This is a genomic window from Pseudoalteromonas sp. CR1, from assembly GCF_019392235.1.
GTDB lineage: Bacteria > Pseudomonadota > Gammaproteobacteria > Enterobacterales > Alteromonadaceae > Pseudoalteromonas.
This window is the reverse complement of the sequence record NZ_JAHXRM010000009.1, coordinates 23530-36797: the sequence shown is the minus strand read 5'-3', so window position 1 is coordinate 36797 and position 13268 is coordinate 23530. Positions and strand designations below refer to the sequence as shown.

13 protein-coding genes are annotated in these 13268 nt (G+C 40.4%); 8 read left to right on the top strand and 5 right to left on the bottom strand.

Annotated features, from left to right (window positions below; translation table 11 throughout):
* Positions 1–221 precede the first annotated feature (221 nt).
* Complete coding sequence (locus KZZ04_RS09740; protein ID WP_219422594.1) at positions 222–716, bottom strand: DUF6702 family protein; 495 nt, start codon at positions 714–716, stop codon at positions 222–224.
* Entirely contained in the window at positions 716–3163 is a 2448-nt protein-coding gene (locus KZZ04_RS09735; protein ID WP_219422593.1) for a M1 family metallopeptidase, read from the bottom strand. Before KZZ04_RS09735 ends, KZZ04_RS09740 begins: the two co-directional genes overlap by 1 nt.
* 557 nt (positions 3164–3720) lie before the next feature.
* Here KZZ04_RS09735 and KZZ04_RS09730 point away from each other — a divergent pair.
* The 7 genes from KZZ04_RS09730 (at position 3721) to KZZ04_RS09700 (ending at position 11096) form a co-directional block, all read left to right on the top strand.
* Positions 3721–3957 (top strand): hypothetical protein, encoded by a 237-nt coding sequence (locus KZZ04_RS09730; RefSeq protein ID WP_219422592.1) that lies wholly within the window; start codon positions 3721–3723, stop codon positions 3955–3957.
* A gap of 135 nt (positions 3958–4092) precedes the next feature.
* A complete protein-coding gene (locus KZZ04_RS09725) occupies positions 4093–4329 on the top strand; it encodes a hypothetical protein (RefSeq protein WP_058405412.1) in 237 nt (78 codons plus the stop codon).
* A gap of 78 nt (positions 4330–4407) precedes the next feature.
* Positions 4408–5655, top strand: coding sequence for an exonuclease SbcCD subunit D C-terminal domain-containing protein (locus KZZ04_RS09720; protein WP_219422591.1), 1248 nt, complete (start codon positions 4408–4410; stop codon positions 5653–5655).
* Positions 5652–9302 (top strand): AAA family ATPase, encoded by a 3651-nt coding sequence (locus KZZ04_RS09715; RefSeq protein WP_219422590.1) that lies wholly within the window; start codon positions 5652–5654, stop codon positions 9300–9302. The genes KZZ04_RS09720 and KZZ04_RS09715 overlap by 4 nt, the downstream gene beginning before the upstream one ends.
* Before the next feature lie 20 nt (positions 9303–9322).
* Positions 9323–9979 (top strand): class I SAM-dependent methyltransferase, encoded by a 657-nt coding sequence (locus KZZ04_RS09710; RefSeq protein ID WP_219422589.1) that lies wholly within the window; start codon positions 9323–9325, stop codon positions 9977–9979.
* Between the two features lie 149 nt (positions 9980–10128).
* The gene (locus tag KZZ04_RS09705; RefSeq protein ID WP_219422588.1) at positions 10129–10575 is read left to right on the top strand and encodes a hypothetical protein; all 447 of its coding nucleotides are present in this window, start codon (positions 10129–10131) and stop codon (positions 10573–10575) included.
* 128 nt (positions 10576–10703) lie between these two features.
* Positions 10704–11096, top strand: a complete 393-nt coding sequence (locus KZZ04_RS09700; RefSeq protein ID WP_058553291.1) for a hypothetical protein — start codon at positions 10704–10706, stop codon at positions 11094–11096.
* 71 nt (positions 11097–11167) lie between these two features.
* Here KZZ04_RS09700 and KZZ04_RS09695 read toward each other — a convergent pair whose 3' ends face one another.
* The 3 genes from KZZ04_RS09695 to KZZ04_RS09685 are packed head-to-tail and all read right to left on the bottom strand — an operon-like array spanning position 11168 to position 12576.
* Positions 11168–11560, bottom strand: coding sequence for an ACT domain-containing protein (locus tag KZZ04_RS09695; protein WP_219422587.1), 393 nt, complete (start codon positions 11558–11560; stop codon positions 11168–11170).
* Positions 11561–11577: 17 nt separating this feature from the next.
* Positions 11578–12120, bottom strand: a complete 543-nt coding sequence (locus KZZ04_RS09690; protein ID WP_219422586.1) for a hypothetical protein — start codon at positions 12118–12120, stop codon at positions 11578–11580.
* The gene (locus KZZ04_RS09685) at positions 12121–12576 is read right to left on the bottom strand and encodes a YaiI/YqxD family protein (protein ID WP_058405404.1); all 456 of its coding nucleotides are present in this window, start codon (positions 12574–12576) and stop codon (positions 12121–12123) included.
* Between the two features lie 120 nt (positions 12577–12696).
* Here KZZ04_RS09685 and KZZ04_RS09680 point away from each other — a divergent pair, with 120 nt between their 5' ends.
* Positions 12697–13227 (top strand): lipocalin family protein, encoded by a 531-nt coding sequence (locus KZZ04_RS09680; protein ID WP_219422585.1) that lies wholly within the window; start codon positions 12697–12699, stop codon positions 13225–13227.
* The last annotated feature ends 41 nt before the right edge of the window (positions 13228–13268 follow it).

The following is a 13268-nucleotide window of genomic DNA, read 5'->3' as shown; positions in this document are numbered from 1 at the left end:
AATTATATTTAAATTAATAGTGCGAGGTGTACATTAACTTCAAAGCAACTACCAATGAAAAGAAGCTTAGCAGCTAGTTGTATGTTGCGCAAAACAAGGTAAATATAAACAACCTGGATTTTTACGTATCTCAATATTTTACCGATCAATTATGAACACAGCTTAAACAGCGCATTAAAATGCGCACTTAAACAAAGTGCGCATTGTGTATTAATGATGAGTTAGTTAGTCTCAAAGCGAGCTTCAAGCCAGGTATCGTCTTGAGCAAAGTTGAGGGTTTTAACCCTACCTTTGCCTTCAACATTGACCATATTTACTTGCGATGGCCACAAATCGCGCAGCGCACCGTTACTCATTTTTATCCCTTCAATTCCCTCTGGGATGGGCGCCTCTTGGTAAACCCAAAAAAACTTACCGTCAACCTGCGCGCCAACAAAGCTAAGCGGCACAACGTCACCATTTAATGTTTGCAAAGCCACATGTGACTCAACATATTTAGCAAAGCGTTGTTGATCAGTTTTATTGCTAATTATATCAATTTTACCTTTAAATAAGCTGCTAACCGCATGCTCTGTATCGTGCAAGTAAAATCGATGCATAAGCTCAACGTTGTGGGTTCTTTTGTTAAAAAGTACGGTTGTAACAGATGATTTTAATTGATGCGCCAAACTTGGCGCAGCAACTAAAAGGCAAACAACAATAAGCAGAAAACGCATTATTGCTGTTCCTCACCGTCATCTTTTTCGTCTTTTTTCTCATCGCTCTTAAGCTCTGTTTTAATATCTTGCATGATATCGCGACTCACTTTAGCTTTGCTCTTACTCTTTTTAAACACTTCAATACGTGAAGGGATAATACGACGCGGGTAGTTATTATTTTCTATATCGACATCTGCTGTTTCCCATCGCGGATCAACGCTTACTGATACAAGCGGTTTATCTTTATCTGTAACAATAAGCTTTTGCACGTTTTTATGATTACGACGCCAAATTTCAGCAGGTATATAGCGCTCTTCTTTGCTACCATCTTCGTACGTGAGCTCAAGTAAAATAGGCATTACCAAACCACCTAGGTTTGAAAATTCCATTACATAATAGTTTTGATCATCACTTAATGCGCGGTCTAGCGTTTTACGCTCCCACGGCTCAAGCCCTTTTAAAAACTTGTTGTAAGCATTACGCTCTTTATTCGTTACCGTAAAACGGTCATTTTCGTCGTAAAAATCGGTAATATCAGGGTTTTGCTCAACCCATGTTTTTTTACCTTCAGCGCGGTTACGCTCAACAAATAACGATGTTGGCTTATCGGCTTCAATATCACGTAGGCGGCTGTAGTCAATATCTGGATTTTTAGTATCTAAACGAAGTTGATACACTTTATCCAGCGAAATATCTACATGGTCTGTGGTGTAAAACCAACCACGCCAAAACCAATCTAAATCAACACCTGAAGCTTCTTCCATAGTACGGAAAAAATCAGCAGGAGTAGGGCGCTTATACTTCCAGCGTTGGGCATACTCTTTAAACGCAAAGTCGAATAAATCACGACCTAAAATCACTTCACGTAGAATGTTAAGCGCGGCAGCAGGTTTAGTATACGCATTAGGACCTAAGCGAAGTACGCTATCTGATTGCGTCATAATCGGTACCTGAACTTCAGATTTCATGTACGACACAATATCACGAGGCTCAACACCCCACGGAATTGTAGGGTCCCACTCGCGCCCAGCAACGCCATCTAAAAAGCTATTTAGGCCTTCATCCATCCACGTCCATTGACGTTCATCAGAGTTAACAATCATTGGGAAGTAAATATGACCCACTTCATGAATAACAACGCCAATTAAAAAGCGTTTCTCTGATTGAGAATAAGTGCGTGTGCCGTCATCTTGTAACTTAGTACGCGGACCGTTGAAAGTGATCATTGGGTATTCCATACCACCTACCGGACCATTTACCGATTGTGCAGTTGGGTATGGGTAATCAAACGAATACTTTGAATACACTTCCATTGTGTGTACTACTGATTCTGTAGAGTACTTTTTCCATAAGTCGCCACCCTCTTTAGGAAAAAACGACATTGCCATTACAAGTGGCTGAACATCGCCACCTTGCTGATACCCTTTTGCATCCCACATAAATTTACGTGAAGACGCCCACGCAAAGTCTCGAACATTTTCGGCTTTGAAGCGCCACGTTTTCGTTTTATCTGTGCCTTCTTTTTCGTTTTCGAGTGCTTCTTCTTCGGTCACTATAAACACTGGGCGCTTAGCCGTTTCCGATTGCTTTAAGCGTTTACGCTGTGTGCTTGTAAGTACCTTACTTGGGTTATCTAACTTACCTGTCGCCGAAACAATGTGATCAGCGGGTACTGTAATTTCTACATCGTAGTCGCCAAACTCAAGGGTAAATTCACCCGACCCTAAAAAGGCTTTGTTTGTCCAAGCTTCGTAATCTGTGTACGCTGCTAAACGCGGAAACCACTGTGCAAGTAAAAATATATCGTTGCCGTCTTTTTCAAAGTGCTCATAACCTGAACGCGCGCCTACAGCATCTTCTTCAACAATATTGAACGCAAAGTCCATGCTGAACTCAACTTCTTTACCTGGCTTTAGCGGCTCATTTAAGTCGATACGCATTAATGTATCTACAATTGTTACACGTAGTGCTTTGCCGTCTTCGTCTTTAACATTGCTAATTGCAAAGCCAAGCTCGTTATCGCTCATAAACTGCTGACGACGCAACTGCCCTAAGCTAAGTTTTGCTGGCTTTTGCGCTGGTAAGCTTTCGAGTGTGCTTTTAAATGTTTTTGTAGTTTCAGCAATTGAATCGCTTTTAAAAATATTTTGATCTAACTGTAACCATAAATATTTTAATGTATGAGGCGAGTTATTTTTATACTCAATACTTTGGCTTGCACTCAAACGACGTTTTTTTTCATCTAATTTCACGTCAATATCGTAATTTACTTTTTGTTGCCAGTAATTTTCACCCGGCTCACCCGCTGCGCTACGATACACATTTGGTGTAGGTAATGCCTCGTCTAATTGACGAAACTTATCAACGAACGACCCTTTTGTTTGTTCAACTGAAGACGCAAAAGCACCGCCCGACATTACCACTGGCAATAAAAGCGCACTTAGCGTAAGACTTATTTTTTTCATTGTTAGTCCTAAATTAATTTTGTGAGTATACTGTGTCAAATATAGTCGTTTTCTTCAATTAAATAGCGACCAAACACCCTATTTTTAGGGTGGTATTCACTGATAATTAAAACAATAAATAAGAATAATATGTTACCTATTTCAGTTCATAAAAAAGTGTAAAGGGGGTTTACAATTTACAAGCCGAATAGGGTATTAAAAAGCAAAGGAATTAACCGCACTAATAGCTTCAGGTCAAGTTCATCAAATTAGGGCGTGTTGATCTTTGATGGTTGAATTTGCAGCAGCATGTTTGGCTTTTAGGCAAGGCAGAGTCTATGTAGTGTGGTTATTCCCCATAAATAGGCGATAACGCAGCATAAATGCCAAATAGGCGCTGCCCTTCGGGTTCTGCCTAGGGGCGATAAACTCTTTGTTACTCGGTTTTTACTTAGCCCACTAGGTTACAAACCTCGCGCCGCGATTTAATCACCCCTAGATTGAACAAATTTCACTCCGCAAAGGTCAACACGCCCTAAATTACAGTAAAATTAAGTGACGTTTTTTAGGTCCTCCATATGAAATTTTACATTGTGAAAAAGGCCCAACAGTTAGAAGCGATCCCTGCCAATAAAGAGCTACTACAGCGCTACAAAAACAATCATTATTCGTATGTTAATGTTGTGTCTGCCTGCAATAAAGAAGATGCACTAAAACGCCTTAACACTGAACAAAAACACAGTAAAAAACGGCTAATAATTGGCGCAAATATTGCGGTGATTTCACTAATTTTAATTATTTGTACGATAAATTAAAAATACGGTAGTTTTTGGTTGATCTTTGTAGCCATTTGTATTTAAAATCGCCCACCTTTTTATTTGAGGCAAATAAATTACTAATATTTATCCTCAAATACAGTATCGATTACTAGTAAGAAATGCGGTGGGCTTATGGATTTTTATATCCTAAAAAAACAACAAGAACTAATTGCAATCCCAGCCAACGAAAACAGCTGTAAGCAGTATCTTGATTCAGGTTATTTTTACATTGACAAAGTAGCCGCTTGTAATGAAACGAATGCGCTTAAAAGGCTACAAACAAAGCAAACAAAAACGTTAAAAAAACCTCTGCTACTTGCATTAATTGCATTGCCGATGATTTTTGGCATTTGGTACAGCTTAAGCTAACAGTTTAGTACTACAGAGGCTTGCATCTTTAACTGCCTTGGGTATATTGGCGCTCTTACTGGTTTTTAAGAGCGCGACATGAAAGTCCTCCACACTTCAGATTGGCACCTTGGCCAACAATTTTACGAACACGACCGCCGTGAAGAGCATCAAGCATTTTTTACCTGGTTACTTGCTACACTTGTTGAGCAGCAAATAGATTTATTATTAGTTGCAGGCGACATTTATCATACGGCAACACCAAGCGCTAGCGCCGAAAACCAACTTTATCAGTTTATAAAAGACGCCAAAAAACAGTGCCCACATTTACATGTTGTTATTATTGCGGGCAACCATGACTCTGCTAACCGTATATTGGCGGCTCAACCTTTACTTGCTCAGTTTGATACTCACGTAGTAGGTCGTTTTGATGTATCAGCGCCTAGCGATATTATTTTAGGAATAAATACTAATAATAAACGCGCTGTAATCGCCGCTATGCCTTTTTTACGCTCAAGCGATATAAGTTCACTAAGCCAAACAGAAAACGGCCCTAGCTACGCACAAGGCGTTGCAAAAGCATACGAACTTGCCTTAAATCATGCTTATAAAATTAACAAGCAAAACGCACCACTCATAGTTATGGGCCACTTACACGCTAAAGGAGGCGACATATCAAGTGATTCAGAGCGTAACTTAGTGATAGGTGGTGAAGAGTCTATTTCGGCCAATGTATTTGGCAGTAAAGCGAATTATGTCGCTTTGGGCCATTTACACAAAGCGCAACAAGTTGCTAAAAATGACGCTATTCGCTACAGCGGCACGCCTATTCCTATGTCGTTTTCAGAGCGTAATTATACTCACCAAGTTAATATTATTGAATTTATAAGCGATGAAAAAAAGAACATTAGTACAACTGTAAACCCCCTTTACATTCCGCGCTCAGCCGACGTTATTATTTTACCAAAAGGGGAGTGTGTACCATTAGATAAACTGTGCAAACAAATTAAAACCCTCGATACATCGCAAAATACCGTAGTACCTTATTTACGCGTAAAGCTTAAATCAAGTGATACCGACACCACATTCAGAGAACAAATAGAACAGGCACTGGAAGGCAAAAATGTAAAATTTTGCGGTATCGAACGCGTACGCGAACAATCAGATAACAACGGCAGCGACGCTGTATTTGAAGATTTAGGTGAGGTTGAAATGCTCAACCCACAAAATTTATTAGAGCAAGCTTTTGCAAACGATAAAGACATGGCAGGGCAAAGTGTACCCGATGAACTAAAAGCCCTTTTAAACGAAGTAATAAGTGAACTAGCGGAGCAAGAGCAACTATGAAAATAACCGCAGTACGCATACATAACTTAGCGTCGATAGTTGACGCCGAAATCGACTTTACACAAGCCCCACTTAAAGATGCAGGTTTATTTGCTATAACCGGCGACACCGGCGCGGGTAAAAGTACCTTTTTAGATGCCATTTGTTTATCACTTTACACAAAAACAGCACGACTAAAGGGCGATAAAGGTAACCTGATTGATTTTAATGGCGACAGCATAAAATTAAACGATGCCCGTAACTTATTGCGCCGAGGAAAATGGGAAGGCTTCGCAGAAGTTGACTTTGTAGGGCAAGACAAAGAGCTTTACCGCGCCCGTTATTCAATCCAGCGCACCCATAAAAAAGCCACAGGTAAATTAAAAGTAGCCGAGCATACGTTAGTTACCTTGCCAGATGAAACCCTCATAGCTGACAAAAGCCAAACACTAAAACAAATAGAAAGCAAAATAGGGCTAAGCTTTGAGCAATTCTCCCGTGCGGTATTACTAGCGCAGCACGAATTTGCTGCATTTTTAAAAGCCACAGGCGATGAACGCGCGCAATTATTAGAGTGCCTGACGGGCACCGATAAATTTAGCCTGATTGGTAAGCGTATATTTGAGCGCAACAAAGAACTAAAAGATGAGTTTGATTTATTACAAGCAAGCCTCGCAAGCTATACCTTATTGAGTGAAGATGAATTAGCACTAAAGCACACCACGCTTAATGAGCTAAAACAGCAAATAGAACACACTAAAAAAGTGCTAACAAGCGCAGAGCAAAATTTAAATTGGTACAAGCAAGCCAATACCCTTGAGCAAGCTCTTGAAGAAGCCACAAAAAATCAGCAGCATGCAAACAACGAACTTGCAGCAATTGCACAGCAAAGTGAGCAAGCAAAACAAGCACAAAGCGCGCTTGAAATAAAAGATAACCGTAAGCGGCATGCGTATTTAACGGCGCAAAATAACGCCCTTAATACACAAATACGTGACTTAAAAATTATTAACCATGCAGCGCTTATTGAAGAGCAAACCGCAACACTTAATACAAAGCAAAGCGAGTTAAAAATAGCGCAAGAGCAAAAGCAATCTGCTGAGCCAATTATTGCAAAAGCCCGCGTTCTCGACAGCCAGCTTGCTATACACGCACAAAATATTACTAGCCTTACTCAGCAACGCAACAAAGAACAACAGCAATTAAGTGATTTACACGCGCAACATAAACAAAGCCAAACCGCGCTTGATGAAGCAACTAAGCTAAACACGCAGCATCAGCAATGGCTTGCTGAGCATACGCAGCTTATGCCATTAGCCAATGATTGGAATTATTATCAACATAGCTTTAATCAGTATCTAAGCGCTAATGAGCAACTTAATGCAGCTGCAACTCAAAACCAGCAGTTACAAGCAGAGCAAAGCAAACAGGCCGAGCTTTTAACATCGCAAAATAAAAAAGTAGAGCAGCAAGAGCAGCAACTAAGCCATGATCAAAAAAACCTAAACGAGCTGAATGAGCAACAGCGCCAATTTAATATTGAGCAATGCGACAGCGAGCTTAAAAATATTGATTACTTAAAAGAACAGCGAATACGCTACACACAATTTACCCAAGAGCTTAAGCAAAGCACACAAACGCAAAATAACATTGCAGCTAAACTTAGCCAAAGTGAGCAACAGCAGCAGTTGCTTTTACAAAACTTAGCAACGTGCAAGCAAGCACTTAAACATAACGAATACGCGCTAAACCAAGCTCGCCTTCGTGCCAGCGAAAACGTAGAGCATTTGCGCGCGCAGCTTAACCCTAACGAGCCCTGCGTAGTGTGCGGTGCAACTGAGCACCCCTATGCTACTAACCAAAACCCGCAATTAAACAGCTTAATAGCCGATTTTGAAGCCAGCTATACTAATGCCAAAAAGCAGCACGATAGTGCCCAAACGCAGTTACACACGCATCAAACCCAGCATGCCGTACTCGTTAACGAACACGCTCAGCACGGCCAAACCATTCAAGCGCTCAATGCTAAACGAAATGAAATAAAAACCACCATGGAGGCTGCGCGTACTCACTTAAATGCCCTTACAGCAGAACAGCTAGAAGAAACCTATAAACAGCTTAATGAGCAAAAAGCGCAGTATTTTGAATCGCAAAAACAGCAAAATGCCCTGCAAGAAAAAGTAAACCAACAACAAAACTCACTAAAAGCAGAGCAACAAACACAGCAGCAATTGCATCATTTAAATAGTGAATTAACCAATAAACTAAGCCAAATAAATACAAAGCACGCTGAGCTATCGTCGCAAATTAGTGAGCTAACTACAGCGCTTAATGCACAATTTAAACACAGCAACTTTTGGCAGCAGCTACAAGCTGGCTCACTTAACTTAAGCGATTTAAACCAGCAGGTTGAGCAGTATCAACAAACACATGCGCAACTCGAGCAAAGTCAAAAACAAATAGACACTGCTAATCAGCAATTGCAGCAACTTACGCCGCTAATTACTAAAAGCGAAAGTGCACTAAAAACACTAAAAGATGATTTAGCCAGTGCTCAGCAGTTACAAAATACAACACAAAGTGAGCGCCTTGCCTTATTTAATAACGAGCAAATAAGCGCAAACGACTATCAAGCAAAAATAAATGCCCAGCTTGAGCAATGCCAAACACAGTTAAACGCGAATCAGCAAGCTTATGATAGTGCAGTTAAAAAACGAGACGAGCATGCAATTGAGCTTAAAAACGCAGAGCTTCGCTTAGCCGAGCAAAGCACAGAGCTTACAACCCTTGAGGAACGTTATAACAAGTGGTTTAGCGACTTTAAAGCCCAGTACAGTGAGGCAACGCATGAGCAGATCACAATTTTACTAGCTTTAAGTAGTGAGCAAATTAAAGCCCATTTAACCCAGTTTGAGCAGCTAAAAGCTGCACTTACTGATGCAAATGCAGCGCTTAAACAGCAACAAAGTGCGCATACAGATCACCAAAATACTAACAAGCCATCACAAAACCACGCTGAACTTAGCGAGCAATTAGCGGCATTAAATACAAAGCAAACTGAGCAGCAAAATAGTTTACTTACCATTAATACCGCCATAGAGCAGCATAATCAAAATACCAAAGCGCTTGAGGGTAAACAAACTGAGCTAGCTGCCCTTAAAAAGCAGGTAGAGCAGTGGCACTTGCTTAATAAAGTATTAGGCGATGCAACCGGTAAAACCATGCGTAATTTAGCGCAAACACAAACGCTAAAAATATTACTGCATTATGCAAATAGCCATTTAAAAACCCTTAACAAACGCTACGAGCTCACAGCCATTGCGCAATCGCTTGATATTGCCATTATTGACCGCGACATGGCCGACGAACAACGCTCGGTTAATACACTCTCTGGTGGTGAATCATTTTTAGTCTCACTGGCACTGGCGTTAGGGCTTGCGTCGCTTTCGTCGAATAAAGTGCAAATCAACTCTTTGTTTATTGACGAAGGGTTTGGTACGTTAGATAGCGAAACACTCAGCGTTGCTATGGACGCGCTCGATTCATTACAAGCACAAGGGCGCAAAGTTGGGGTTATATCGCATGTGAGTGAAATGAGCGAACGTGTAGCCACGCAAGTACATGTAAGTAAACAAAGTGGTGGATACTCCACTGTTGAAGTTTTATAAGCTGATTAAAGGAGTTAAAAATGCCAACATTTACAGGCGAGCAAGCAACCCATTACAACAGCCGCATAACGCGTTTAGTACCTGGTTATGAGCTATTGCACCAACTTACCACTGCACAACTTAAAGCATCACTTAACGATAACGCACATATTTTAGTTGTGGGCGCAGGCACAGGCAAAGAAATACTCGCCCTTGCCGCGCTTAACCCTACTTGGCAATTTACCGCGCAAGATACCTCAAGTGATATGCTTGCAATTGCTAAACAAGCGTTTGAAGAGCACGGCATAGCAAAGCGCGTTAACGTTATTGAAGGCGAACTTGATAAACTTTCTACCAAGGCAGATGCCGCACTATGCCTACTCGTAATGCACTTTTTAGAAGACGACGGCAGTAAAAAACAGCTACTTAAAAACATTAAAGCTAATTTAAATAAAGGCGCGCATTTATATATTAGCGATTTAATGAAACCCGAAACCGAGTTTGAGCGCGAAGCACAAATTACTGTGTGTGCCGATTTAGGCCTAAGTGATGCAGGGCAAGCCTACACAGCTCAAAACTTAGAAAGTGAATTTTATCCACTTGATAGAATGCGCTTTAGCGAGTTACTTAACGAGTGTAAATACGGTATTCCTAAGCTGTATTTTAAAGCGCTTGGTTTTAGCGGATACGTTGTTTAATCGCCTTAATTTAAACATCGGCTTTTCCTGAGTCGATGTTTTCCTCTGAACACATTCTTACAACTTCTAACAGCTACAAACAAAGCTCTCACAGTTTTATTACGAATTAGCGATTATGATTGTACTCATTATCAACACAGAGAATAATCATGAAAAAAAGTTTAATTGCCCTTTTATTACTGTCTGGCTGTGCTTCTCAAGGCGTTGACCGTGACGACCAAGGTCATATCATTAAGCATTACTATGCAACAGTCGAATCGATTGAAAAGGTAAAGCTGTCATCTGAAGTAGGGACCGGAATCATGGTTGGTGCCGGCGTTGGTTTAGCCGAAGATTTAGATGGTAACACCGAAGACATGATCAGCGGCGCCATTGCGGGAGCATTGGTTGGCGGACTCTTTACGGCTTTGTTTGAAGGCGGAAACACAGCATATCAATACACACTTAACGATGCAGAGAACGGCGATTTTATAGTTATTCAAAAGAAAAAACTGCCTAATACCACTCGCTGTGTAAGAGTTAAAACTGGAAATAAAGTACAACTAGAAGCGGCTAATAACAGCTTTTGCATAAACAATAAAAGTACCGAAAGCTAAGCTAGCGAAAAAAGTTGTATTATTTATTACTTACAAAATGTTGCAATTAAACCAACCCATTAAAATTACTTTTTGGTGTGCTTTGTTATAAGCTCTTTAGCAGTATATTTATCCATCAAGGAAGCACTATGAAGTTTGAACAGTTATTAAATAATTTTGATATGGGCGTTTGTGTTGAGCAACTTCAAAAAGAATCGCTATTAGATCTCGCTTTACTTTTTGTTACCGTTGATGGCTCTATCGCTGACGAAGAGCTAAATGTAGTGAGTGCTTGGGCACAAAAAATTGAATGGAACTCAGCAATAGAAATAGACAATTATATTATAGAAATGACTAAAAAATGTGTTTCAGCTGTGCAGGCAAACGAAATAGAGTCATTTATTCAACACCGTATGTCGCACATAATTGACCAACCAATGAGGGTGTTTGTTTTAGAGCTACTTAAGCAAGTAATTGAAGCTGATGGCATAACCCATGAAAACGAAATTAAAGCATTAAATATAGTTGAATCGATTGTGTAATTACAAAAAGTAAAAACTCGGTTAGGGCAGTAAACAACCCATAACCGAGTGATTTTATAGTTAAGTTTAATTTAACCAATCTCCTTAAGTGCTCGCAATGCTGCCTGTGCCTTATCGGTTTGTACAAAAATATGGTCGTGATAAAACGCAGCCACTACATTAGCGCTAATATTATGCTCGGTTAATTTAGCCGATACCGCAGCAGTTAGCCCTACAGCCTCTAAGCTTGAATGCACATTAAGGGTAATTAAATTATATTTACCCTCATAAGTAATACCGGCTTTGTCGGCAGTATCTGCATTTAAAATAAGGGTTAACCCCTCTTCTTCAACATAGCTGGCAAGTGGATTTAAGTGAACGTAGTCGGCAAGGCTACCTGCTAAACAGCAAAATATGTATTCACCTTGCTTAAGCTCAGGGTTCATTGTTTTAAGCAAGGTGTTCAGTTCTAAAATTCCCGCCATGTGGATTCCTTACATTTTCAATTAGCTGTTTTAAGCTTAGCTACAAGCTCGCTTAATCGAGCTATTTTAATATTACTTAACTGCCTGTAATCAAAATATGGACACACAATAATGTGGTTGGTTGTATCAATTGCAAACTCATCGTCGAGCCAATTAAATTGCGCATTAAGCTTACCTTGTTGAAGTAAGTTTTTAGCGTGTGTACGCCCAGCAATTATATGTAGCTGGTTTTTGTTAGTGCCGTTAATAATAGGCGCACTAAATAAAAGGGCTGTTTTACTGTTATTTTGCAGTAAAAATTTATCGCGATACGCTTGCCAGCTATCGGCTTGTTTAGCAAAGCTGTAATGCTCGCTCGGGAGAGCAAACAACACTTTAGCGTATACGTTAAACACCTTGCGCCAACCATTTCCACAGTGCTGGTTTATGGTATTTATTTGCTCGTTGATTACAGGCTCAACACTTTGCAGGGTTTCAAAGTAGGGCATAGGCGGTGCTTTTGCGACATACACAGCTACATTAAAATCATGCTCGCCTAAGCCAACAGCTTGCTCTGTCACTTACTTGGCCTTGTTTTGAGCTAAAATGCGGTCAAGGTTATTAGCAAAGTTTTGGCGGTCAGTTTGGCTAAGTGGTGGTGGCCCGCCACTCATTTCAACGCCGCTTGAACGCATAGTATCCATAAAGTCGCGCACGTTTAGTAACGAGCGAATGTTTTCTGGCGTGTAAAGCTCGCCACGCGGGTTAAGTGCTTGGCCACCGTTGTCTATAACTTCGCTGGCAAGGGGTATGTCGCCCGTGATAACTAAATCACCTTTTTCTACACGTTTTACTATTTCGTCATCGGCCACATCAAACCCGCTCGAAACCTGCACGCGGCTAATAAATTTTGAAGGCGGAATGCGCATTGCATGGTTAGCCACTAAAATGGTTGGTGTTTGTGTGCGCTCTGCGGCTCTAAAAAGAATTTCTTTTATAACCACGGGGCACGCGTCGGCATCTACCCATATTTTCATGCTTTAATCTTTTAATTGCTCTAGTATTTAGCTGATCCTATAGCAATTTATTTTAATCGGCTAGCAAACTTTATTGGCTTATAGCCGTACAAACAGCATCATATTTAAAAAGGAGCTTTCATGAAGGCCATTACAACTATTTTACTTATTACAGGGTTATTTTTACTCACTGCCTGCACAAGTGCACCTGAAGGTATTACCCCTGTTAAAAACTTTGACCTTGAGCAATACAAAGGTAAGTGGTACGAAATTGCCCGCCTTAATCACTCATTTGAAGAAGGTATGGAGCAAGTAACCGCGACTTACACAGTAAACGACGACGGCACAGTAAAGGTGCTTAACAAAGGGTATATTACTAAAGAGCAAAAGTGGGATGAAGCGGAAGGTTTAGCTAAATTTGTAGAAAGCAGTGACACGGGCCATTTTAAAGTGTCGTTTTTTGGCCCATTTTATGGTGCTTACGTAATTTTTGAGCTCGACCAAGCCGATTACCAATACGCGTTTATAACGAGCTATAACCGCGACTTTTTATGGTTTTTATCGCGTACGCCTAAAGTTAGCGACGAGCTTAAACAACATTTTATAGCTAAAGCTAAAAAACTTGGTTTTGCTACAGAGCAAATAATATGGGTAGAACAAAAAGGTGTGTAAAGCCCCTTTACAGCTGTAATAAAAGTATAATGTCATTGTAA